Raw genomic sequence first — 24956 nt, forward strand, 5'->3', positions numbered from 1 at the left:
CGAATGGTTTGTTTGCCAGAATCATTGGCAAAATTAGTGCACTTACCATTCTGCAATACGTAAACTTCATTAACGACAAGCCCATTGGCAGAATTAAGTATGCATTAAATTAATTCCGCCAACAGGTGGTAAATACAAAATAAAATAATCAGTTTTACTTAAAAAAGCGTTAACTTTGCAAGTGTTATAAAACACATAAGTACGTAACCGTTAGCACTATATGAAACATCACGAATACACCGCCGAGGCAATAACTCTCCTCATGTCGCTCATAGAGACACCGTCGGTAAGCCGCAACGAGGACGAAGCGGCGACACTGCTTGAAAGGAAGATGGAGGACTACGGTTTGGAGCCGCAACGTACAGGCAACAACGTGTGGGCAATAGGAGCCGGTTTCTCCCCGCAACGTCCCACGCTTCTGCTCAACGCCCACATAGACACCGTCAAACCCGTGGCATCATGGACAAGAAACCCGCTGCAACCGACAATCGAAGGCGACCGCCTGTACGGACTTGGCAGCAACGACTGCGGCGGCGGACTGGTATCGTTGCTACAGGCTTTCAGAGTGATAACGTCACGGCGACAAGCGTACAACACCGTGTTCCTTGCCTCGGCAGAGGAGGAAGTGTCCGGTGCGGACGGCATAGTACGCGCCCTTCCGCTCATCCCCCGCCCCGACGTGGCGATAGTGGGCGAGCCGACGGGCATGCAGCCGGCAGTGGCAGAAAAAGGACTGATGGTGCTCGACATCACCGCGCATGGCAAGTCGGGACACGCCGCACGGCGCGAAGGGATAAATGCCATATATAAGATGACGGACGACATAGACCGCCTGCGCCGCCTGCAGTTCGACCGCAAGAGCGAGTTTCTCGGCGATACAATCGTCAACGTGACATGTATAAACGCCGGAACGCAGCACAACGTAGTGCCCGACATTTGCACTGCCGTTGCCGACGTGCGCACAAACGAACACTATACGAACGAAGAAGTATACGAGATAATATGCAGTTGTTTGGACAGCGAGGTAAAGGCACGCTCTTTCCGACTGTCGTCATCACACATAGACAAGAGTCACCCCCTTGTACGCCGCTGCGTGGAAATGGGTATGCAACCGTTCGGTTCACCCACCCTGTCCGACCAGGCGCTCATGTCTTTCCCGTCGTTCAAATTGGGACCGGGCGACTCGTCGCGCTCTCATGCAGCCGACGAATATATATGTATAAGCGAGATAGACGAGGCCATAAAAACTTATATAAGGCTGCTGGACGGTAATTTAATTAAGAATTAAGAGGTAAGAATTAAGAAAATATGCCTTGGGCGGATATCTATAGGACCTATAGGACTTATAAGACCTATAAGGCTTATACACCGCCCAAGGCATATTTTCTTAATTCTTACCTCTTAATTCTTAATTCCCCTCGCTCTTAATTCTTAATTACCAACTTCCTGATTTCCCTCTCCTTGCCATTGTCACTCAGCAGTATATAATATCCGGCAGGAAGCCCGGCGGTGACGTTCTCGGTCGCACCGACACCTGTCCTTACAACCATTCCGGTCGTGGCGGATACTACCGTGAGCCTGGCGGGACGTGCCGTCACCGTACTGCCTATGCCCGTGGAGAGACTGTTGTAACGCTCGGCAACCTTCTTTGCGTTCATAGCACCCTCATAGATTGTCAGTTCGTCCATTACACCGGCAAACATATTGTTGAAGTTTACGTTAACGTTACCTATTACGAACAGTTCATTGTTGTCGGAAATGTCACCGGTATTGTCTGCCGACTCTGCCACCAATACGCCGTTGATGTACATCTTGAGAGTCTTGGTATAACCGTCGCGCACACATACAAGATGATTCCACTCACCGTTAAAGTATGCCGATGCAGGGGCAGAAGCCTCACTCTTGGCAACGTTGTCGTCGATGGCAAACTTAAGATTTCCGCCCTTGAACTCTATTCCGAACCACTTGCCTGTGGCGCCCGTCCCGGCATTTGCAGCCATACTGCCTTTGTGCAACAGGTATGCGGCATCGTCCGTAGACTTGAACCACATTTCTATAGTGAAGTCCTTTGTGCCGAGCTGTATCTTTTCATATGCCTCCTGTGTGTAATACGAAGCGCCGTCAAGGCTCACGCCGCCGTTCTTCTTGCCTTCTGCCTGCGCGGGTGTACCTGTCGCCACAGCCTGTCCGTAGACCGTATTCACTGTGGACGTGCCTACCTCGTCGAAAGGATAATACGCCAGCGGCGTCAATTCAATCTTGTCACGCACGGTTATCGTGCCCTCCGTCGTTGCCACGGTCTCGCCTCCCGTGGTAGACACATTATATTTATATGTGCCCGTTGCGGCAGGCGTTCCGCTTATGGTAACGGTTTTGTCCGTAGTGTTTACACTTGCGGTCACACCCTCGGGCAGTCCCGTTACGGTTGCACCGGTCGCCCTGTCATACTCATATACGATTGTCTCTATCGCCTCGCCCAGTTCCACCACCTGTGTCTGCGCTCCGCTCAGGTTCTTTATCTTCGCGTCTGTGGAGAATGCGTCCTCAAGATAATAGCCGAGGTGCGGCGGCTGGTTGTATGCCACGTTCTGCCATGCTATCGCCATGCGGTAGTTGTGATCCTGCATCAGGCAGGGCACTTTGTATTTTGTCTCTATGTCGGTGGTGAAGATAAGCAGGTCCGACGATGTGTTGCCGTCCCACAATATCAGCTCCTCGCGCCAGTCGCCGAGAATGTCGGCAATGAGGTTCGGAGTAGCCTTGGTTGTGTTGCAGCTCTGTGCGTTGTCGTACTTGTTAAACAGCCACTTCTGCGCATCATCTGTAAGATCTGCCTTACGCTTGGTTATCTCGGGGGCAGACACCTGTGTGTCCTTGTTGTAACGCCCGTCGAACAGCTCGTCCTGCAGGTCTCCGTCCCAATAGATACGGAAGTTTGTCGACGCACGCTTGTTCAAGAGCAGGTTGCCCTTGCAGTCGAATGTGGCATTTACGTTTGTACCGTTCACGTAATACGAACCGGGCCATATCTCGTATCCGCGCCAATTCGGACTTATGTCGCCTACCAGTCCCCGTCCTATGTCATTGCCGCTCTGCTTGGTGCACCATATTATTTCGCCTGTCTTGGCATCGCGGAACTCCGAGTCGTACTTGTACGCGCTGCCCTTTTCCTCGTGCACCATGAACACCTCCAGCCCCTCGCGGTCGGGGTCGAAGTCGCCGAGATGAAGAGCATCGCCGTGCCCTCCGCCCGTGCGGTAGAGCAGCGAACCGTCGTGGTCTATACATGCCGCACCGTATACTATCTCATCACAGCCGTCGCCGTCAACGTCGCCTACGGTTAGCGAGTGCGCTCCCTCACCGTATGCGCCCTGTCCCTTTGTCTCCGACTTATGCAGCCAACGCTGCTTGAGATCCTTTCCGTCAAAGTCCCAGGCACAGAGATATGAGGCGGTGTAATATCCGCGACACATCACAAGACTGGGTTTCATGCCGTCGAGATATGCCACGCAGGCAAGATAGCGTTCGGAACGTCCTCCGTATGAGTCGCCCCACTGCGAGTTTGTACGCACGTTGCGCAGAGGCACATAGCTGACGGTTGTTATCTCGGCACCTGTCTGTCCGTTGAACATCGTGAGATATTCCGGACCGGAAAGCACCGTACCCGTAGTATGCGAACCGGACGTACCGCGATAATCATCGGTCACCTTGTCCGTGCCCATAAGCACCGCCTTACCTTGTCCGTCGATTGTTCCCGGAGCTGTCTTGCATGCCATTTCCGCCTTGCCGTCGCCGTCGAAATCGTATACCATGAACTGCGTATAGTGAGCACCGGCACGTATGTTGCGTCCCAGATCTATGCGCCACATCTTTGTGCCGTCAAGCTTGTAACAGTCGATATATACATTGCCGGTGTATCCGTTCTCCGAGTTGTCGTGCGAGTTGGACGGGTCCCACTTCACGAATATCTCATATTCGCCGTCACCGTCTATGTCTCCCACCGAGCAATCATTCGGCGAATAGGTATATGCCTCGCCTGCCGGCGTGGTTCCTCCTGCCGGACGGTCGAGGTGCAGACGCTTGTATCCGCCTGCCCACACCGCAGTCTCCTTCGACGACTCCTGCACGGTGCTGCCGAGCACGGCTTTCACTACATACTTTGAACTTTCCGTTCCGCCGGCATCCTTGAAGTTGGTGCTCTGTGCCACGGGGGCGGTGTTCACCTTCACCCCGTCGCGGTACACATCGAACGTCAGCGCCTTGTTATCCGTGTTAAGGCTGCGCCACGAAACATACACTCCTCCCGTTGTCTTGACGGCAACAACACCGCGGTCGAGATATTCCGCCTGCTGCGCCATGCCCGCCGACCACGATGCCGCAAGCATAAGACATGATAAAAACAGTTTTTTCATCTTTCGCTATTATTTTGTTCTGTAAATTCTTTATGTATATTATTTACGTTTATAAACCGTATTTTCCTTTTTTACCTTGAAACTTACACATATTATAAAAACCATGACGTATGCCTTATTCTCCACACCGACGACAAACCGCCCTGCAATATGCCGCCTTTTACGACGCGAAATGCCACCTTTTAGAAGCAGAAATGCCGCCTTTCGGAATCTAAAAGGTATCATCATGAAACCCAGGATGTTACAGACGGCTGTATTATTTATTACATGGAGGGCGGGATAATATTGAAAAAAATGTCGGTATACCCTGCAAAGTCACGTTAACATTGGTACGATTGACAAGAAAAAACGATGATTTGGATTTGGTTTCAAGCAAGCGTGTAAACAGAAAAAAGGCGTTCCTGAACATGTAAGTGTGTTCCGGAACGCCCTGTAATATCCATGAATCTACGAAAGGCTTACGCCTTCTTAGTCTCCGTTGCCTTTATGAAGTATGCGATAAGAAGTATATATGCCACGAGCGACAATATCTCCGATAGAGGATTGGTAAGCCACTCTTCGCTCACAAGGTTAAGTCCGCCGAAGCGTAACAGCGCGCTGAGCACACCCATGAGGGCACCTCCTGCAATGAAACCGCTGGCTATCAAGGTTCCCTTCTCGCCGCGCTCCTTGTTCACGCCGGCATCCTTGCTGCGCGTGGTTACATACCAGTTTATGGCTCCGCCCACTATCAGCGGTATGTTAAGCTCTATGGGTATGAACATGCCGAGGGCGAAAGCAAGGGCGGGCACGTTGAAGAACGTCAGCACAACGGCAATCACCGCACCTATGGCATAGAGCACCCACGGAGCCTCCACGCCGTTCATCATCGGGTCTATCACGGCAGCCATGGCGTTTGCCTGCGGTGCGGCGAGCTGCCCGCTCGCAAATCCGTATGTCTCATTGAGCAGCATCATGACACCGCCAACGGTAACGGCAGACACCAGAGTGCCGAGGAACTTCCACTGCTCCTGCTTGCGGGGAGTGGAACCGAGCCAGTATCCTATCTTAAGGTCGGTGATGAACGAGCCTGCCATGGACAGCGCCGTACACACCACACCGCCCATTATCAGTGCGGCAAGCATGCCTCCCGTGCCGTTAAGACCCACAGCCACCATTACCACGGAGGCAAGTATCAGTGTCATAAGCGTCATACCCGACACCGGATTGGAGCCTACTATGGCTATGGCATTGGCGGCCACGGTGGTGAAAAGGAAAGCTATGAGCGCCACGAGGACTATGCCCACGACAGCAAAGAGCAGATTGCCGTTCATCACGCCGAAAAGGAAGAACACAAACGTGATGAGTATAGTGACAACCGAACCTATGCCTATTATCTTGAACGAGATGTCGCGCTGGGTGCGCAGTGTCTCCTTGTCGGCTTTTGTTCCGGTTGCCGTGCCTTCCTTACCGCCGCCTGCAAGACGCTTGATACTGAGCACCACGATTTTCCACGACTTTATTATGCCGATGATACCCGCCATAGCTATCGCACCGATACCTATACTCTTGCCGTAGGCACGGAATATTTCTTCGGGGCTCATGGCGCCTACAGCCTTGGTGATAGCAGGATCCCACATGTCAAGAACGTCTCCGGAGAATATTATCGCCATGCCGGGCACGACGAGCCACCACACGAACAGTGAGCCGAGACATATTATAAGCGCGTATTTGAGTCCAACGATATATCCGAGACCGAGTACAGCCGCACCGGTGTTCACCTTGAAAACGAGTTTAGCCTTGTCGGCAAGCGTCTCGCCGAGACCTATCACACGGGTGGTGAAGTTCTCGTTCCACCAGCCCATCGTGGCAACGATGAAGTCGTAAAGTCCACCCACAAGACCGGCAAGCAGCAGTGGTTTTGCCTGATTGCCGCCCTTGGCACCGCTCACGAGCACCTGTGTCGTTGCCGTCGCCTCGGGGAAGGGGAACTTGCCGTGCATGTCACTCACGAAGTACTTGCGGAACGGTATGAGGAACAATATGCCTATGATGCCGCCCAAAGCCGAACTCATGAATATCTGGAAGAACGACGCCGTCATCTCACTGCCATACTTTGCCTGCAATATGTAAATGGCAGGCAAAGTGAAAATGGCGCCCGCCACGATGGCACCCGAGCATGCGCCGATGCTCTGTATGATGACATTCTCGCCAAGAGCGTTCTTGCGCTTTGCTGCCGTAGACACCCCGACGGCTATTATGGCAATGGGTATGGCTGCCTCGAAGACCTGACCAACCTTCAGCCCGAGATAGGCTGCGGCGGCAGAAAAGAGCATTGTCATGACAACACCCCACGTAACCGACCATCCGTTTACTTCGGTGCAGGGCTTACCCGGGTTCATCACCGGCTCGTACTTTTCGCCTTCTTTCAGTTCCCTGAATGCGTTTTCAGGTAAATTCACGTTGTTGTTTGTTTCCATTTTTATCGAGTTTTATATTTTATATCGTGAGTGATGGAGGAGATAAGGGGAGATATTGGGGAGGTATCGGGAAGATAGAGGACGTATGCTTTGTTGTTTATAACAAGAATATCGTCCTCTATCTCCTGTGGCGCAAGCCACATATTTTCTTCTATCTCCTTCCTGTAACTACATCCTACAATCCTTGTTGTCCTTATTGGTCACAGCCTTGCGCAGTTTCGATGCCACACTGCTTGCCTGCGGACCGTGCACCTTGAAACGGTCGAAGCCTTCGCCGTAAACGCCGATGACGGCACTTTGACTTACAAACGCTGCCGGGTCAACCTCGTTTATGAGGCGGAAGATTATCTGTGACTCCCTTTTCTTGGCAAGGACGAAAAGCATCTTGACCTCTCTTCCGGAATAGAAACCGTGGGCATCTATCACCGTACAGCCGCGGTGAGGATTGTGGTTTATGCGCCGTCCTATCTCTTCGTACTTGTCCGAGATGATGAAGAACTGCACCGAACGGCGCATGGAGTTAACCACCTGGTCTATACAATAGGCGGTGATGATGAGCACCACATATCCGTAGATGACCATTTCCCAGTCTTTAAGAACAAAGTAGCTCGACGTGATGATAAGGATGTCGCATATAAGGATGATGCGTCCCAACGACACTTCGTAATACTTGTTTATTATCGCCGCCACGATATCGGTACCTCCCGTGCTGCCGTTGGAGGACAGTCCGATGCCGACACCGGCTCCGCAAAAGCACGAACCGATTACAGCCGCCATGAACGGCTGGTCCTTAAGCAGGTGTATGCCCACTGTGGCACTTCGCACCACCGAGAGTAAAAGCGTCAGCGTCACGATGCCATAAATGGTCTTTATACAGAACTTAAGACCGAGTATGCGCAGCGCGAAGAGCATCAGCAAGGCATTTATAGTAAAGTAAGAATACTGCACCGGAATGTCAGTGCTCCAGAAAATGATAGACGCTATACCGGCAAGACCTCCGGTCGTGATGTTGTTGGGCAGCAAGAATATAGTCCAACCAATACAGTATGACACCATTGCGATGGTTATCATGACATAGTCACGTGCCTCTTTTAGCAGCGCACCCCTGTTTGAAATAAATGTTTTCAAAGCCGTATGTTGTTTTGTTTGATGCAAAGATAAAGGTTTTAAATGAAGAATGATGAATGAAGAATGAAGAATTTGCTGACGCGGGGCGACTTATAGATCTTATTCGACTTATTAGTCTTATTAGTCCAATCAGCCTAATTGATGAACAGCGGCAGCAAATTCTTCATTCTTAACTCTTAATTCTTAATTAATCTCAGAACTTTATCCTCGCCTGCACCTCCACGTCCGTTACAGACGAACGGTCTGTCTGCTGCATTCCGCTCCCTATGTGATCGCGGTCGAAATAGTCGGTGGTGCCTAACTTGGCGGAAACCGTCAGCAAGCGTGATATATCGGCATTGGCAAAAAGAGCATAGCGTATGCCTCTGCCGTAGAACGCGGGAAAGTATACGGAATACAGCATGCCGTGCTCATAAGCATACACGCGACTGTCGTAATCGTCAGTATCAAAGATACTTGCAGATGCATCCACCATAAGCCACCGCACAGGACTGCACTTTACATCGTGGCTTATCATCCACCCGCGGCTCGACTTCTTGTAACTCGAACTGACAAAGTCTGCCTGAGTTCTCATGCTCCACTGTGCCCCCTCATATCGGACGGAAGCCCTCATGCGATGTTCCGTCTTGTTAATGATGGATGTCTTTTCCTCATTGTCATACTGTCTTATCTTCAACCGGTAGCGTGAAGAAAAAGTCCAGCTGCCCGCTGTGTAAGTTGCCGAAACAAAATTGTCTGAAGCCTGCGAAGTGTCCGACGCCCGATATTTGGGCCATGCAAAACGTGCAAAGTCCACGTATGCCGTGACATGCAGGCGAGACACAGGACGCCAGTCGGCACCGGCATATACGCCGCTCTCATTCTGCACGGCACCGCCCTCGCTGAAACCGCGGGAGAAAAGAGAATAATATCTGAACGAATAAAAGCGCTGAAGAAGCATGATATCAAGCTCGGGCAGCACGCCGAACGAAACAGTGTTTGCCGTGGCGACGGCATGACAACCGCCCGTTGCCGTCTCTCCGCGCACCGAAAGACGGTGCCCCGTGTATCCGTATTCCGCACTGACGTTCCAAAAACGTCTGCCTGCTGCATAATGACGGCGGTATATCTGGGATGTCTTGGGCTTAAGTTCCCTGTCAAGCGATGTATATACAGCGGTTGCACCGGCATGAAAACCGCTCTTGAAATAATGTATGTTCCCACCGAAAAGCGTCTGCGACGTGTTGTTCTTCTTGTCCATTTCGGTCTGTGTGCGGTGATATCCGGTCTTGACAATAGTGGAAACGGTTTCCTTGTCGCTGTTAAGCGTGGCGTCAATGTCCCTATACGACACAAACGCCGTCAGGTCCAGTCCATTCGCCACCTCCACCGTTGCCGCCGCTCCCTGCAGATAATTGCCATCGGAACGCGACGAATGGACACGTATGACATTGTCCATTCTGCCGAGAGAGGCAAGCGCAGATGTCTTTCCAAGACTGAAATTGCCGTTGACCACAAGCCCCATGCCCAGTCCTATGCGGTATCTGCCCACGGCAAGTGCCTTGAGACATCCCATTTTCCTTATCATAAGGTAAAACGAATAGTAATCATATCCCATTCTGTTTCTGCCTGCAAAGAACGGTTCGCCGGCATCCTGAGCACCTACGATACCAGCTTTCACACGGTCGGAAAAATTGAACGAATATCTCACATCATGCCTGTACTTGTATCCGAGATATCCGTCCCTGTCACCTCGGCGACTGTAGAGCGGCACCTTGGCGGTTGCGATAACGCTGTGCCTGCCTTTGGAAAGTATCGTGCCAAGGTCCGGAAACAGTTTCTTTTCCTGTTCGCCGGCATATAAAAAGAACGGAAGAAGACGGCATTTGTCTCTTCCGATAATTCCTGTCATTGCCAGTTCGCCGGTTGTCTTCATGGCTCCGTGCACATGGATATAGGCACATATTGCCTCAATCTCCCTGTCTGTAAGAAACGGAATCTGTGCCAGATCGTCGCGCGTAGCGGTGTTTATGTTTATAGGATTTTGTTCCAGATCGGCAAGCGCATCCGTCATGGCATCCCATGCGTCTGCCTCGATATCTTCCGTTTCGACCACCTGATACAACAGCCCTTCCCACTCATGATGTCCTTGGGCGGCGGCACATAATGCAAAAACAGATATCATGGCGGACAGAAAAAGCCGTCTCATGATTTCATACATTTAAAGTTCTATTTGTCTATGCCTGTAACGGAGACATAAGGCACTGTCTTAAACCGCCGCTCACGCATGCACGTTAATGGTGACAAAGATAGTCATTAAAACGAACAAATATTCTCCATTATGCGAAAAACACTTAAATTTAAGGCAAAAAAGGATATAATCGGATAAAAATAGTAACTTTGCACGATTATAATTAATTATTAATATCATAATATATAAGGTAAAGAAATGGATAAACTAAGTTACGCTTTAGGACTGGGTATCGGTCAACAGTTGGCACAGATGGGTGCGGACAATCTCAACATAGAGGATTTCGGAGCTGCCATAAAGGACGTTATCGCAGGTAATGAACTTAAGGTGTCACACCGTGAAGCGCAGACAATAGTTCAGGACTTTTTCAAGAAACAGGAAGAGAAACTTAACGCTGAAAGAGCTGAAAAGGGAAAGGCGGCAAAGGAAGAAGGCGAGAAATTCCTGACTGACAACGCAAAGAAAGAGGGCGTTACGACACTTCCGAGCGGACTGCAGTATATGGTTCTGAAAGAAGGTGAGGGCAAGAAGCCCAAGGCAACCGACAAGGTCAAATGTCATTACGAGGGTTTCCTGATAGACGGAACAGTATTCGACAGCAGCGTGCAGCGCGGTGAACCGGCAACGTTCGGACTACAGCAGGTAATTGCAGGATGGACGGAAGGACTGCAACTGATGCAGGAGGGTGCAAAATATCGTTTCTTCATACCTTACATGCTGGCTTACGGAGCAAGCGGCGCAGGTGCTTCCATTCCTCCTTACGCAGCTCTTATATTTGACGTCGAGCTGATCGCCGTGGTGTAAAAACTACGAAAAAGTATATACATACATTATATAATAAGGTATAAGAGAAGACGTAACGTCACATAAAACGACAACAACAAACAATTAAAACATAAAGATGAAAAAACTTACAATCGTAGCCTCACTGGCTATCGCAACTGCCGCAATCACATCGTGCGGCAACTCCACACCGAAGGCAGACCTCAAAAACGACGTTGACAGCTTGAGCTATGCAATAGGTATGGCACAGACACAAGGTCTGAAAGACTATTTAGTAAGAGGAATGGGAGTTGACACCGCCTACATGGACGAGTTCTTCAAGGGTCTGAACGAGGGCGCAAACTCAGGTGACGACAAGAAGAAGGCTGCTTATTATGCCGGCATACAGATAGGTCAGCAGATTTCAAACCAAATGGTGAAGGGTATCAATCACGAACTGTTTGGCAACGACTCTACAAAGACCATTTCGCTAAAGAACTTCATGGCAGGCTTCATCAGTGGTACAACGGGTAAAAACGGACTTATGACCGTAGAGCAGGCACAGATGACAGCACAGGTAAAGATGCAGGCAATCAAGGCAAAGGAAATGGAAAAGCAGTACGGACCTAACAAGAAAAAGGGTGCCGAATATCTTAAGAAACTTACCGAAAAAGACGGTTGGAAGACTCTTGAGGGCGGCGTGAAATACCGTGTTATAAAGGAAGGAACAGGCGATCTGCCCAAAGATACATCAAACGTAAAGGTTAACTACGAAGGCAAGACGATAGAAGGAAAGGTGTTCGACAGCAGCTACCAGCGCAAACAGCCGATGACAATGCGTGCCAACCAGGTGATAAAGGGATGGACAACAGCACTGACACACATGCCCGTAGGAAGTACATGGGAAGTGGTGATACCTGCCGACCAGGCATACAACGAGCGTGAGATGGGCGACATCAAGCCGTTCTCTACACTTATATTCAAGATAGAACTGCTCGGAATAGAGAAATAACACATTATATGAGAAGATATATATTAATAGCACTCGCCTTCTTGGCGGGTGCTTCTTTGAATACGGCAGACGCCGCAAAGAAAGATAAAAAGGAAAAGAAAAACGTTAAGGTTATCGAAACCGTAGAACTAAAGAATGCCTCCGACACTCTGAGCTATGCAGCCGGCATGGCACGCACGGAAGGTCTTATGGAATATCTGAAACAACAGTTCGGAGTTGACGGCACACATATCGCCGACTTCATCTGCGGATATGAAGACGCCATAAAACAGAACACGGACGACAGACTGAAAGCGTACAGCGCCGGAGAGCAGATAGCCATAATGGTGAACTCGCGCATGATACCGTTTTTACGCGACGAGTTCAAAGGCAACAACGACTCCATAAACAGCAGCCTTTTCCACAAAGGATTTATCGCCGCACTGAAAAAAGACAGTTCCGTAATGGCTGACTCGACGGCAAAAACATACTTCGACAATGAAGTGAAAGCAAACCTCAGCCGCATGAACGAGGGCAATCGTAAGACCGGCGAGAAATTCCTGGCAGAAAACAAGACGAAAGAAGGAGTGAAGACTACGGCAAGCGGACTGCAATACAAGGTGCTGACACAAGGCACCGGAAAAACTCCGAAAGAAACAGACGAGGTTATCGTAAAATACGAAGGACGCCTCGTGGACGGCACTGTATTCGACAGCAGCTACAAACGCAATCCCCAGACAAGCACGTTCCGCGCCAACCAAGTCATCAAAGGATGGACCGAAGCACTGACAATGATGCCCGCAGGCAGCACATGGGAACTGTACATACCCTACAATCTCGGCTACGGCGAACGTCCGGCAGGCAATCTCATAAAGCCTTACAGCGCGCTGATATTCAAGGTTGAACTTATTGAAGTGAAATAATTAATTAAGAATTAAGAGTTAAGAATTAAGAAAATATGCCTTGGGCGGTGTATTAGTCTTATTAGGTTAATTAGACCTATCAGACTAATTGGTATTTCCCAAAAGCATATTTTCTTAATTCTTAACTCTTAATTCTTAATTTTCCTCTCTTCCATTATGCGTGAAAATAACCATTTTTAATATCATAATGTTGCATATTACGCCAAATATGGCTATTTTTGCAACAAGAAACTTACACAAAGAAAAGTAAACACAAACAAATAGCAGATAATGGAAAAAATAGACAAACTTGACAAAAAAATCCTCAACATCCTGTCTAAGAACGCACGAATACCTTTCAAGGACGTGGCAGCAGAATGCGGAGTGTCGCGTGCTGCAATACACCAGCGCGTGCAACATCTTACCGAAGACGGTGTGATAACAGGCAGCGGATTTGACGTGAACCCCAAAAGTCTCGGCTTCTCGACATGCACCTACGTCGGAATAACACTCGAACGCGGAAACATGTACAAGCAGGTTGTGGAACACTTGGAACACATTCCGGAAATTGTGGAATGCCACTTCACCACCGGTCCGTACACCATGCTCGTAAAACTGTATGCTCGCGACAACGAGCAGCTCATGGATCTGCTCAACAACCAGATGCAGAGCATACCGGGAGTTGTGGCGACAGAGACACTGATATCGCTCGAACAAAGCATAAAAAGGGAAATTCCTATAGCCGAAATAAATATCAGCAAGGATAACTAAGGCATGAAATCTTTCAATATCCACTCTCACCTGAACAAGATATATGCAGGATATCCGGAGGGAACGCACCGCCCCGTAATAGGCATAACGGGAAACTTTGCCGACGGAAACACATGTCTTTGCGACAAGTATTACAGGCAGATAGAGGCAGCCGGAGGCACCCCGGTAATAATACCGCCGGTTGCCGACAAGGATATAATCATCAGCACGCTCGACAGAATAGACGGACTGATGCTCTCCGGAGGTTCCGACTTCAATCCGCTATGGGCGGGAGAGGAACCCGTTCCGCAGCTCCACGGCATAAATGCGGAACGTGACCTAGCCGAACTTCTCATCATACGTCTGGCTTTCAACAGGCAGATACCGATACTCGGAATATGCCGTGGCATGCAGGCACTTGCCATGGCACTGGACGGAAAGGTAATACAGGATATTGAAAGCGGACGCAGACAGGACGGGAAACCACTGCCGGCAATCAAGCACAGCCAGCAGGCGGAAAACCGTGGCGAACCTACCCACTCCGTAAGAATAGAGAAAAACTCGGTTCTCTATTCTTTGTTCAACCGTGAAAAGATATACGTAAACTCATTCCATCATCAGGCGGTGGGCATCTGCGGCAGACATTTCAACGTGTCCGCAACAGCTCCCGACGGCACGACCGAAGCAATGGAGAGCAGCGAGCACAAGCCCGTAATGGGCGTGCAGTGGCATCCGGAATGGCTCGGAGACGAAGGGCTGCCGCTTTTCAAGTGGCTCGTGGACAACGCTGCCACATTCGGAGAGGCAAAAAGACTGCACAATCAAATTGTCACATTAGACACCCACTGCGACACACCGATGTTCTTTCCGCAGGGGGCACGTTTCGACAGACGAGACAACGACATACTCGTAGACCTGCACAAGATGACCGACGGACGGCTCGATGCAGTGACAATGGCAGCCTATCTGCCACAACCCGCCGAGGGACAGACGTTTGCCGATGTGTCGCCATACGCCGTGGAAAGCCCCGCTGCATACGCCGGAACAATCTTCGACAAGATTGAAGAGACGGTTCATGCCAATCCCCTCTATCTCGGAATGGCACGAACTCCGGACGAAATAGCCGCCAACAAGGCTGCCGGACGCAAGTCCGTGCTTTTGGGAATAGAGAACGGAATAGCCCTTGAACACGACATCGCCAACGTGAAACACTTTGCACGGCGCGGCGTTACATACATAACGCTGTGTCACAACGGCGACAACGACATCTGCGACAGTGCAAAACGCAGCATGGCGACACACAACGGGGTGAGCGGTTTCGGTGCCGATGTGATACGCGAGATGAACCGTTGCGGCATAATGGTGGACATGAGCCATGCCGGAGAAAAAAGTTTTTACGACGCTCTCGACATCAGCACAGCGCCCATAGTGTGCAGCCACAGCAATTGTCGTGCACTGTGCGACGTGCCGCGAAACCTCACCGACGACCAAATGCGCGCCCTCGCCCTCAAAGGAGGAGTGATGCACGTCACGCTATACCACGGTTTCCTGCGCAATGATGACGGCGAAGCAAACATCCTCGACGCCGTCGCACACCTCGAACATGCCATAGACATAATGGGCATAGACCACGTGGGACTGGGCACCGACTTCGACGGAGACGGCGGCATATGCGGACTTGCAGACGCCTCCGAACTGATAAACTTCACCATGCAACTGCTCCGCCGCCGCTACAGTCATGGCGACATAGAGAAAATTTGGGGCGGAAACTGGATGAGAGTGATGAAGGCTGTACAAGCAAGAGAATGATAATTGCCCAACAGACTCATATCATGTAATACACTGTTAATACTCCTGTAATTTTTTATACAGACTGAAGACACTTATAAATAAAAAACATATTTATGTTATGACAAAAGTCGAAGCAATTGCAAAAGTAATGGAAGATAACGGCGGAACCGCAAGTCTTGACATTATATACAGGAATATATGCAAGTACTATCCCGATGCAAAATCTTCAAAAGAATGGGAAGCAGGAATACGTGGAGTATTATACAGGGAGATCAGAAACAACAGGAGATTTAAAAAGATAGGACTCAGTATTTATGCCATATCCGGCTATGAGGAAGAAACAAGACCCAGACAAAGCGATAAAATAAGGATGCACTCTTACATAGAAGGAATTTGTATCGAGCTTGGAAACTTCAATAATTATCTTACATACACCGCCGACCCGTCTGCAAAATACCGCGACAACCTCAAATTGAAAGACATAGCGACAATGGACAATATTCCTTCTTTCTCTTATAACGGCATAATACAAGATGCTAAACACATAGATGTAATATGGTTCAACAAGAAAGGTTATCGCTTTCCTAAACGCGTTTTTGAAGTTGTAGACAGTATAGGCACTCTGAACGGAGCCTTTAACCGTAGTCTGCAATTAAAGAGTTTCATAACAGACTTTATAATTGTCGCACCGGAAAAACACCGTGACAAGTTTAATCATACAATTGAACAAGATGTATATTCGTTACAAAAAGACAGATTTACATTCATAAATTATGATGATATTATGGACTTATACGAAACCACATCAAAGAAAAACAAGATTGAAACAAAACTGTTCGGATAATATATTCACAGACTTTTAAAAATATAGACGCATTATCCGGAAAACATCATACCGTTACAACAAAATCATAAAAGTATATTAAAAACAACAAGACAATGAAAAAAATATACATCGTAACCATATTCTCCATGCTCCTGTGCCTCATCTCCTGCAACAGCAAGAAAGGGGCGGCAGCAGACACGGCACAGGCGGCAAAGCCCGTAGCAGTGAGTTTCGACGCCGACAGCGCATACGCATTCTGCGAGGCACAGTGTGCTTTCGGACCGCGCACGATGAACAGCGAGGCACACGACAAATGCGGAGAGTGGATAAAAGAAAAGTTCAGACAGTACGGCATGAGCGTCACCACACAGGAAATGACACTCAACGCGTATGACGGCACACCGCTGAAATGCACAAACATCATAGCGAGCTACAAGCCGGAACTGACAACACGCATACTGCTGTGCGCACACTGGGACACACGTCCGTGGGCTGACAACGACCCCGACAAGGCAAACCACCGCAAACCGGTGCTCGGAGCAAACGATGGGGCAAGCGGCATAGCCGTAATGTTGGAAACGGCACGGTTGATACAAAATGCAGACACTGCTCTTAACATAGGAATAGACTTTGTGTGCTTCGATGCCGAAGACATGGGTACGCCACAGTGGGAAGACAGCGGCGACAGCGAAGAAACATGGGCGCTGGGCGCACAATATTGGTCAAAGAACCCGCACAAGGAGGGTTATGAGGCACGTTTCGGCATACTTCTTGACATGGTCGGCGGAGAAGGGGCACGCTTCTATCAGGAAGGATTGTCGAAGCACTTCGCACCGGAAATTGTAAAAAAGGTGTGGAAGGCCGCCAAGACTGCCGGCTACGGCAGCATGTTTCCGGACAGCGAAGGGGGCATGGTGACCGACGACCACCTACCAATAAACCGCAACACGGGTATACCCACGATAGACATCATCGCCTATTATCCCGACTGCGAGCGCAGCAACTTCGGTCCTACGTGGCACACCGTAAACGATGACATGGAGCACATAGACCGTAATGTGCTCAAAGCTGTAGGTCAGACAGTTACACAGATACTTTTTTCAGAATAAAACATATTTCCGAAAGGTGCCCTTTTACACGTTGAAAGGGCACCTTTCGGCTTCTAAAAGACCGTCTTTCAGACGTCAAAAGGGCACCTTTCACATATCATAACAGAATATTCAAAAATCACAGAGGCATTTTAAATGAATGTTTTTACGACACTTTTTAGTGTTAAACAATAATAAATGTTATATATTATGACGATTATCTGTTATAATAAATGGTATATTTGTAATATATTATCACTAACTCATTATTTATTATGACAGACACTGAGAAAATAAAAACAGCAGTTCTTTGCCTTGATAAGTACATGATTAATCAAGGTAAAGAAGAAATAGACGAAATCGAAGCAAACCGCGAACTGGAACGCGCAGGCATCTTAAGTGACGAAATTTCCAATCCGGGCAGACCGCTGAGGAAAATTCTGAGAAAACTACGCGACACAAACCTTCTGCCGCAAAACATAAGACAGATATACGGTTCATGGAAAATAAAGATTTCAACCACCATTACACGGAACGAAATAATATACCAATTCTGATATAAGATGGATGTATCATGGTTGAAAAGACAATAAAGATGGTGTGTGAAAATAAAGAGATAAAGGGAAGATAAAAGACAAATGTTTTGTTGTTTAATACAAGACTATTGTCCTTTATCACCCGTGGCACAGCCACATATCTTCTTTTATCTCCCCTTATCTTCTTTAAAAAATTCTTATGATGATTGTGGTTAAAGAACGATAAGTTTATCGTCCGCAGGTTAAAATGTCTTAAAACAGATTTACATTTCAACTCTTTGAGCGTCAAAGGAATATACGCAATAAACGCGAAACATTAACAAAAACAATGATAAAAAGATGAAAAAGAACATTTTAATGGTGACATTTGTTGCCGGATGTATGCTCATAAGCAGCTGTGCAAGCAAGAAAGACCTTGTGAACTGTCAGACAGAAAACAAGGAACTCACAGGAAAATATCAGGACACGAAAGACCGCCTGGCTGAAAGTAACGCGCAGCTCGCGGCAAGCAATGCTCGTGTGGCAAGTCTCGAAGAACAGTTGGCAGAGTCTAAAAGGGCATACGCCGCACTGCAAGGCTCGCTCGACAAGAGTTTGTCGAACACAAGCGCAAACAACCTCAACATATCAAAACTGGTAGACCAGATAAACGAATCGAACCAGTATATACGCCACCTCGTCGAGGTGAAGACCAAGAGCGACTCTCTCAATATGGTGCTCACCAACAACCTCACACGCTCGCTGAGCAAGGAAGAGATGAAGGAAGTGGACGTACAGGTACTCAAGGGCGTTGTATACATATCGCTCGCCGACAACATGCTGTACCGCAGCGGAAGCTATGAGATAAACGACCGTGCGGCTGAGACACTGAGCAAGATAGCGAAAATAATCATGGACTACAAGGATTATGACGTACTTGTAGAGGGAAATACCGATAATGTGCCCATCTCGCGCGAGAACATTCGCAACAACTGGGATCTCTCCTGCCTCCGCGCATCGAGCGTAGTTCAGTATCTGCAAAACCACTACGGCGTGGATCCAAAACGTCTCACAGCAGGAGGACGCGGCGAGTACAACCCGATAACAAACAACAACACCGAACTGGGCAAGCAGCGCAACCGCCGCACACAGATAATCATCACTCCAAAGCTCGACCAGTTCATGGAACTTATCGAGCAGGCTCCGGAAAATTAATAAATTAAGAATTAAGAGTTAAGAATTAAGAAAATATGCCTTGAAGGGTTATATAAGTCTTATAGGTCTTATAAGTCATATAGGTTCTATAAATACCCTTCAAGGCATATTTTCTTAATTCTTAACTCTTAATTCTTAATTAGATAGCTCTTTATTTAAAAAATTCTTCATTCTTCTCATCCCCTCTTCAAGTCTTTTTCTCGGGCAGGCAATGTTTATACGCACAAACGGGCGGTCACATTCGCCGTACATGCAGCCGTCGTTCAGCCATAGTTTCTGTGTTTCAAGAAGCCTGTCGGTTATCTGTTGCGATGACATTCCGAGATCCGAACAATCTACCCATACAAGGTAAGTGCCCTCCAGATTTACGACATTGAGCATGGGCATTTCGGCAGACATAAAATCTCTAAGGTATATATAATTACCGTACAGATAATCTATAAGCCCGTTCAGCCATTCTTCTCCCCGGACACTGTAGGCGGCGATAAGCGCCTCTACACCGAACGGATTGACATCGCACACCTCGTTGATGTTTATCGCCCTGTCCACCTTCTGTCTCATTTCGGCGTCTGCAACAGTAATGTTGGCAATCTGAAGTCCCGCAATGTTGAACGCCTTGCTCGGCGATGTGCACGTTGCCGAGTTCATCAGGAAAGCATCGGAAAGCGACGCGAATGGCGTATACTTGTATCCCGGCATGACGAGTTCGCAGTGTATCTCATCCGAAATCACGAACACACCGTAACGCAGACATATCTCGCCCATGCGCCTCAGCTCGTCTGCCGCCCACACGCGTCCGGCAGGATTGTGCGGATTGCACAGCAGAAAAGCCTTCACGGATGGGTCTGCCGCCTTGCGCTCAAAATCGTCAAAGTCTATGACATAAGTACCGCCCGTATATACAAGTTTGTTTTCTGCCATAATACAGCTGTTGTTGCGTATCGACGAAAAGAAACAGTTGTACACGGGCGTCTGTACGAGCACTTTGTCGCCGGGGCGTGTCACAGCCCTTATCACGGCAGATATTGCCGGCACAACGCCCGATGTATATATGATCCAGTCGCGCTTCATGCGCCAACCGTGACGGCGACCGAACCATTCGATAACGGCATCATAATACTCATCCGGCACATGCACATATCCGAAAATGCCGTGACGTGCACGTTTCTCCACGGCTTCGCGCACCACGGGAGCCGTACGAAAATCCATATCAGCCACCCACATGGGCAGCACATCACTGTCGTTTGCCTCGTCCCACTTCACGCTGTTGGTGCCGCGGCGATCTATTATTTCATCAAAGTATGACATTGCTTTTTTGTCGATTGTGATAGAGACTATAGAAGCTATAGAACCAATAGAAGCTATAGTCCTCCTTTTATCTCCTTATTAGACAAAAGACTATAAATGCTATAGAGACTATAGAAGCTATAGTCTCTATCAAACTTTATCCCTAAACGGTTACTATCTCACAGTCGCCCGGTGCCTTTTTATATTCATCGAGTATTATCTCGCCATATCCGGTGGCGGCAATACGCCCCGTAAGCGGGTTCTTCACACTTGTCACATTGCCCTTTATCGTGGCATGCACACTGCTGTATTCGAACGCCAGATCTGCATCCTCACCCATGGTACAGTTCTCCATTATCAGGTTCTCGGCATAGCACAGCGGCTGCGTTCCCGATATGTGGCAGTTTACAAGGCGCAGGTTGCGCGAGTGCCAGCCCAGATATTCGCCCTTTATCACCGAATCGTACACCGTCACATTGTCCGTCTCCCAAAAGGCATCTTTAGTGTTCAGTACCGAGTTATGTATCTCCACGTTCTTTGTATACTGGAAAGAATAGTTGCCGTTGAGCACAAGATTGTCTATGCGCACATTCTCGCAGTGCATCATTATATAGTCGGCATTGTCCGCCTTCACGTCCTTCAACTCAATGTTACGGCAGTGCCACAGCGTCTCCGCGGCATTAGGAAGTGTGACACCGGTTATCTTCAGCCCGTCCATATCGCGGAACATTTTGGGCGCCTCCACCGTACAGTCGTTCATTTCAAGCCCCTTGGAATACCACAACGCAGCCCTTGCGCCTTCCGTGAAGTGACAGTTGCTTATCCTGAACCCATCGACATGCCAGAAAGGATATTTGCCTTCAAAACGACATCCGCAAGCCTCAACATTGCTGCATTCTTTCAGTGCAGACTCTCCGGCATGTACCGTCACATTCTCAATTCTGATATCATGTGAACCGTATAAAGGTCTTTCACCTTCAAACTCTTTATCTTTAATAAGCTTCATATACGTTTGTTTTTACTTTTAACACTGCAAAGTTACTACAAAAAAGTGAAATGCGGAAAGATATAGTGATAGAATTGAGTTACAAGGGTTTTGGTTGAAGTGGCGATAATCCGTGAAGCCATTACAATCCCTGCCGAAGCCAAATCCTGACGCCGCTACGTTACTTGTTCGTAACCATGCCCGAAAATGCGACAAACGGGTACGAATAGCGAAACAAGGCTCTAAGGAATAGTGAGTTATCCATAACTCATGCGAAAAATCAGGTTACGGAAAAAGATTGCGTCGTTCCTCCCCGTTTTGCGTACCGACACCGGACTCTTCGCCAACTAATTTTGAAATCAAAAAAATTAAGGACGATGAAGAGTACATTTTCAGTAATCTACTACCTCAAGCGTCAGGTAGTGAAAAAGGACGGGACGGTTCCCGTCATGGGACGTATCACGGTGGACGGCAGCCAGACGCAGTTCAGTTGCAAGCTGAGTGTTGATCCGAAGCTGTGGGATACCAAAGGAGGACGTGTCACAGGCAGAAGTACGACAGCACTCGAAACGAACCGTATGCTTGACAAGATGCGGGTACGTATCAACAGGCACTATCAGGAAATCATGGAGCGTGACAACTTCGTCACGGCGGAAAAGGTGAAAAACGCTTTTCTCGGACTGGAACACCGCTACCACACGCTGATGCAGGTGTTCCGCCAGCACAACGAGGACTATGAGAAACAGGTGGATGCAGGCATGAAAGCCAAAGGCACACTGGAAAAGTACCGTATCGTTTACAAGCACCTGCAAGAGTTCCTCGACATTCGCTACCATGTGAAGGACATCGCCCTGAAAGAGCTTACCCCGGCTTTCATCTCCGACTTCGAGATGTTCCTGCGCACGGACAAGCACTGTTGCACCAATACCGTCTGGCTGTACGTCTGCCCGCTACGGACGATGGTATTCATCGCCATCAACAACGAGTGGCTGACGCGCGACCCGTTCCGCGAGTATGAAATCAAGAAGGAGGAAACGACACGCAGTTTCCTTACCAAAGAGGAAATCCGCCTGCTGATGGAGGGCAAACTGAAAAACGCCAAACAGGAACTGTACCGTGACCTCTACCTGTTCTGCGCTTTCACCGGATTGTCATTCTCGGATATGCGCAACCTCACGGAAGAGAATATCCGCACCTATTTCGATGAACACGAGTGGATAAACATCAACCGCCAGAAAACGGGCGTGGTGTCCAACATCCGCCTGCTTGACATCGCCAACCGCATAATCGGCAAATACCGTGGACTGTGCGAGAACGGCAGGATATTTCCCGTCCCGCATTACAACACGTGCCTTGCCGGTATCCGTGCCGTCGCCAAGCGTTGCGGCATCACCAAGCATATCACGTGGCATCAGAGCCGCCACACGGCGGCCACAACGGTATTTCTCTCCAACGGCGTACCCATCGAAACGGTCAGTTCTATGCTCGGACACAAGAGCATAAAGACGACGCAGATTTACGCGAAGATAACCAAAGAAAAACTCAATCAAGACATGGAGATCCTTGCGGCAAGGTTGAACGGCATTGAGGAATTTGCAGGTTGTACCATCTAAAAAAGAGAAGCCATGAAGCGTGACATAATCATCATAGAGGACAAGGCGGTCAGCGTAACCGGTAACGAAGTGTGGATGACCGCCACCGAAATAGCCGGACTGTTCCATACGACCGTCCCGGCAGTGAACGCCGCCATCAAAGCCGTCCGCAAGTCGGACGTGCTGAACGACTACGAGGTGTGCCGCTACATGCAGCTTGAAAACGGGCTGTATGCGGACGTGTACGCCCTTGAAATCATCATTCCGGTCGCTTTCCGGGTGAATACCTACAACACCCACCTGTTCCGTACATGGCTGGTGGGAAAGGCACTCTCACAAGATAAAGGGCAAACATACGTGATGTTCATACATAACGGAAAAGCCGGGTATTGCTGATTACAGATACCCCTAAAACAAGGAAACGGGCGACACCATTCAAGATGTCGCCCGTTTTTTTCATGCCCGCCTCACTCCAGCGGCTTGCGGTAGTTCGCTTCCAGTACCTCGCGCAGCCCCGTTTCCGGGTAAAGCACCTTCCCTCCCAAAAGTATGAAAGGCAACACGCGGTTGTTGCGGTATTCCTGCAATGTGCGTCGGCTGACACGGAGCAGTTCCGCCACCTCAACGTCCGTCAGGTAACGTTCCCCGTCCAGCGGAGGACGGTAATTCTCCAGAAATGCAGACAGCCATTTCGAGCCTTTGCGCATATCCTGCATTACAGAGGCTATCGGCTCGTCTTCCATCGTAAAAACGTTGTCGTTCTCATTCATCATAACTTCGGATTCAGTGGGTGAATAAACCAAATCATTTGCCGTGCGGATAAAGTGTGCCAATAAACGGTATCAGCCGCTTCACCTCCTCCGGCTTGTAATAGAACCTGCGGTTTATCTGCGAGTAGCCGATAAGCCGCCTGTCGCGCAGCGTCTGCAACGTGCGCGGACTTATTCTCAACTGCCCGCAGACCTCCTCGCCCGTGAGCCATCTTTCCATGCGCCCCGTGTCGCTTTTGCGCCTCAGGGCGGCGACCTTCTCCGAAAGTGCGCCGAATGCCGCCACCATCATCTCGAAGGTCTTTTTCTCAATAGATACTATTTCCATATTCATGCAATTACCGGTTTGCCCGCAAAGGTAACGATGCAGCCCCGTACACGTGCCGTTTTCCGCTGAAAGGCTGCCTGTTGCGCCATTTGACCGGGTTACGGAGCCATCTTCCGTAAAAATCTTACGTGAGTCACGTAGTGAGTTGTTAAAGCCCCCTTTGTTTATTGCCGAATTTTGCCGCAGAAACAAAAAGAAAGGACTGAATATGAAAGTGATAACGATGGAAAGTTCCGTCTTCCGGTCATTGACGGAACAGATAGCGGAGATTGCGGCGCACGTCCGTGCCGTCTCCGGCGACAAGAGAGCGGCATCGCCCGACAGGTTGCTCACCACACGCGAGGCGGCGCACCTGCTTAACGTGAGTACACGCACTCTCCAGCGTATGCGCAGCGAGCAACGCATCGGCTATGTCGTGCTTCGCGGCAAATGCCGCTACCGGCTGTCTGAAATTGACCGCCTGCTTGATGAGTGTACCGTTAACGAGGACGCCGCGACACCGCAGGAGCTGAAACGCAACCACACGCTGCGCACTGGAGGCTCCCCCAAAGGAAGGAGGACATAGCTATGGAACTGCTCACACGAAACATCTTCGAGGGCTGGATGCAGAAACTGATGGAGCGGCTCGACCGTCAGGACGAACTGCTACTGGCGATGAAAACGGAGGAACGACAGCCCACACTCACGGAAAGCATCCGCCTTTTCGACAATCAGGACTTGTGCATGCTGCTCCAGATAAGCAAGCGCACACTGCAACGCTATCGCAGTGTCGGCGCATTGCCCTACAAGACACTGGGGAAGAAGACCTATTACAGCGAGGAGGACGTGCTGACATTCCTTTCCAACCATATCAAGGACTTCAAAAAGGAAGATATAGCCTTCTACAAGGCTCGTATCCATAATTTCTTTCATAAATAACCCATTA

Annotated in this window: 22 protein-coding genes and 1 pseudogene; 15 read left to right on the plus strand and 8 right to left on the minus strand. The window is 49.1% G+C overall.

What is annotated here, in order from left to right; genetic code table 11:
* Together HPS54_RS11635 and HPS54_RS11640 are read left to right on the plus strand one after the other, a co-directional pair.
* Nucleotides 1-113: pseudogene (locus HPS54_RS11635) on the plus strand (IS982 family transposase); the annotation flags it as partial.
* Nucleotides 114-220: 107 nt separating this feature from the next.
* Nucleotides 221-1288: a M20 family metallo-hydrolase gene (locus tag HPS54_RS11640; RefSeq protein WP_172345621.1), complete on the plus strand. Its 1068-nt coding sequence runs from the start codon at nucleotides 221-223 to the stop codon at nucleotides 1286-1288.
* A gap of 136 nt (nucleotides 1289-1424) precedes the next feature.
* On the opposite strand, the gene HPS54_RS11645 is transcribed toward HPS54_RS11640, so the two are convergent.
* The 4 genes from HPS54_RS11645 to HPS54_RS11660 form a co-directional block, all read right to left on the minus strand.
* Entirely contained in the window at nucleotides 1425-4412 is a 2988-nt protein-coding gene (locus HPS54_RS11645) for a rhamnogalacturonan lyase family protein (protein ID WP_172345622.1), read from the minus strand.
* A gap of 458 nt (nucleotides 4413-4870) precedes the next feature.
* On the minus strand, nucleotides 4871-6871 hold the full coding sequence (locus HPS54_RS11650; protein WP_172345623.1) for an OPT family oligopeptide transporter: 2001 nt from the start codon (nucleotides 6869-6871) through the stop codon (nucleotides 4871-4873).
* 168 nt (nucleotides 6872-7039) lie between these two features.
* Nucleotides 7040-7999, minus strand: coding sequence for a YitT family protein (locus HPS54_RS11655; protein ID WP_172345624.1), 960 nt, complete (start codon nucleotides 7997-7999; stop codon nucleotides 7040-7042).
* Nucleotides 8000-8192: 193 nt separating this feature from the next.
* Nucleotides 8193-10187, minus strand: a complete 1995-nt coding sequence (locus HPS54_RS11660) for a helix-hairpin-helix domain-containing protein (protein ID WP_172345625.1) — start codon at nucleotides 10185-10187, stop codon at nucleotides 8193-8195.
* A 240-nt stretch (nucleotides 10188-10427) separates the two neighbouring features.
* On the opposite strand from HPS54_RS11660, the gene HPS54_RS11665 reads away from it, so the two are divergent.
* From HPS54_RS11665 to HPS54_RS11705, 9 genes are all read left to right on the plus strand, one after another.
* Nucleotides 10428-11033 (plus strand): BamJ family beta-barrel-assembly machinery protein, encoded by a 606-nt coding sequence (locus tag HPS54_RS11665; RefSeq protein ID WP_172345626.1) that lies wholly within the window; start codon nucleotides 10428-10430, stop codon nucleotides 11031-11033.
* Nucleotides 11034-11130: 97 nt separating this feature from the next.
* A complete protein-coding gene (locus tag HPS54_RS11670; protein WP_172345627.1) occupies nucleotides 11131-12003 on the plus strand; it encodes a BamJ family beta-barrel-assembly machinery protein in 873 nt (290 codons plus the stop codon).
* An 8-nt stretch (nucleotides 12004-12011) separates the two neighbouring features.
* Nucleotides 12012-12905, plus strand: a complete 894-nt coding sequence (locus HPS54_RS11675) for a BamJ family beta-barrel-assembly machinery protein (RefSeq protein WP_172345628.1) — start codon at nucleotides 12012-12014, stop codon at nucleotides 12903-12905.
* Nucleotides 12906-13175: 270 nt separating this feature from the next.
* Complete coding sequence (locus tag HPS54_RS11680; RefSeq protein WP_172345629.1) at nucleotides 13176-13655, plus strand: Lrp/AsnC family transcriptional regulator; 480 nt, start codon at nucleotides 13176-13178, stop codon at nucleotides 13653-13655.
* Nucleotides 13656-13658: 3 nt separating this feature from the next.
* Nucleotides 13659-15443, plus strand: a complete 1785-nt coding sequence (locus tag HPS54_RS11685; protein ID WP_172345630.1) for a membrane dipeptidase — start codon at nucleotides 13659-13661, stop codon at nucleotides 15441-15443.
* A 100-nt stretch (nucleotides 15444-15543) separates the two neighbouring features.
* A complete protein-coding gene (locus HPS54_RS11690) occupies nucleotides 15544-16269 on the plus strand; it encodes a hypothetical protein (RefSeq protein WP_172345631.1) in 726 nt (241 codons plus the stop codon).
* A 95-nt stretch (nucleotides 16270-16364) separates the two neighbouring features.
* Nucleotides 16365-17360, plus strand: coding sequence for a M28 family peptidase (locus HPS54_RS11695; RefSeq protein ID WP_172345632.1), 996 nt, complete (start codon nucleotides 16365-16367; stop codon nucleotides 17358-17360).
* Nucleotides 17361-17665: 305 nt separating this feature from the next.
* Nucleotides 17666-17896, plus strand: coding sequence for a hypothetical protein (locus HPS54_RS11700; protein ID WP_172345633.1), 231 nt, complete (start codon nucleotides 17666-17668; stop codon nucleotides 17894-17896).
* Between the two features lie 318 nt (nucleotides 17897-18214).
* On the plus strand, nucleotides 18215-19069 hold the full coding sequence (locus tag HPS54_RS11705; RefSeq protein WP_172345634.1) for an OmpA family protein: 855 nt from the start codon (nucleotides 18215-18217) through the stop codon (nucleotides 19067-19069).
* 135 nt (nucleotides 19070-19204) lie between these two features.
* Here the strand turns inward: HPS54_RS11705 and HPS54_RS11710 are convergent, their stop codons facing one another.
* Together HPS54_RS11710 and HPS54_RS11715 are read right to left on the minus strand one after the other, a co-directional pair.
* On the minus strand, nucleotides 19205-20377 hold the full coding sequence (locus HPS54_RS11710; RefSeq protein WP_172345635.1) for a MalY/PatB family protein: 1173 nt from the start codon (nucleotides 20375-20377) through the stop codon (nucleotides 19205-19207).
* Nucleotides 20378-20519: 142 nt separating this feature from the next.
* A complete protein-coding gene (locus HPS54_RS11715) occupies nucleotides 20520-21362 on the minus strand; it encodes a DUF3737 family protein (RefSeq protein WP_172345636.1) in 843 nt (280 codons plus the stop codon).
* Nucleotides 21363-21718: 356 nt separating this feature from the next.
* Between HPS54_RS11715 and HPS54_RS11720 the strand changes: the two genes are divergently transcribed.
* On the plus strand, nucleotides 21719-22954 hold the full coding sequence (locus tag HPS54_RS11720) for a site-specific integrase (RefSeq protein WP_049129952.1): 1236 nt from the start codon (nucleotides 21719-21721) through the stop codon (nucleotides 22952-22954).
* Nucleotides 22955-22966: 12 nt separating this feature from the next.
* The gene (locus HPS54_RS11725; protein ID WP_049129953.1) at nucleotides 22967-23329 is read left to right on the plus strand and encodes a RhuM protein; all 363 of its coding nucleotides are present in this window, start codon (nucleotides 22967-22969) and stop codon (nucleotides 23327-23329) included.
* 71 nt (nucleotides 23330-23400) lie between these two features.
* Here HPS54_RS11725 and HPS54_RS11730 read toward each other — a convergent pair whose 3' ends face one another.
* Both HPS54_RS11730 and HPS54_RS11735 read right to left on the minus strand, forming a co-directional pair.
* Complete coding sequence (locus HPS54_RS11730) at nucleotides 23401-23706, minus strand: helix-turn-helix domain-containing protein (protein WP_049129954.1); 306 nt, start codon at nucleotides 23704-23706, stop codon at nucleotides 23401-23403.
* A gap of 31 nt (nucleotides 23707-23737) precedes the next feature.
* Complete coding sequence (locus tag HPS54_RS11735; RefSeq protein ID WP_049129955.1) at nucleotides 23738-24037, minus strand: helix-turn-helix domain-containing protein; 300 nt, start codon at nucleotides 24035-24037, stop codon at nucleotides 23738-23740.
* Nucleotides 24038-24239: 202 nt separating this feature from the next.
* Between HPS54_RS11735 and HPS54_RS11740 the strand changes: the two genes are divergently transcribed.
* Together HPS54_RS11740 and HPS54_RS11745 are read left to right on the plus strand one after the other, a co-directional pair.
* On the plus strand, nucleotides 24240-24596 hold the full coding sequence (locus HPS54_RS11740; RefSeq protein ID WP_049129960.1) for a helix-turn-helix domain-containing protein: 357 nt from the start codon (nucleotides 24240-24242) through the stop codon (nucleotides 24594-24596).
* A 2-nt stretch (nucleotides 24597-24598) separates the two neighbouring features.
* The gene (locus tag HPS54_RS11745; protein ID WP_049129956.1) at nucleotides 24599-24949 is read left to right on the plus strand and encodes a helix-turn-helix domain-containing protein; all 351 of its coding nucleotides are present in this window, start codon (nucleotides 24599-24601) and stop codon (nucleotides 24947-24949) included.
* Nucleotides 24950-24956 lie beyond the last annotated feature (7 nt).

Source organism: Xylanibacter caecicola, assembly GCF_013166515.1.
GTDB classification, from domain to species: Bacteria; Bacteroidota; Bacteroidia; order Bacteroidales; family Bacteroidaceae; genus Prevotella; species Prevotella caecicola.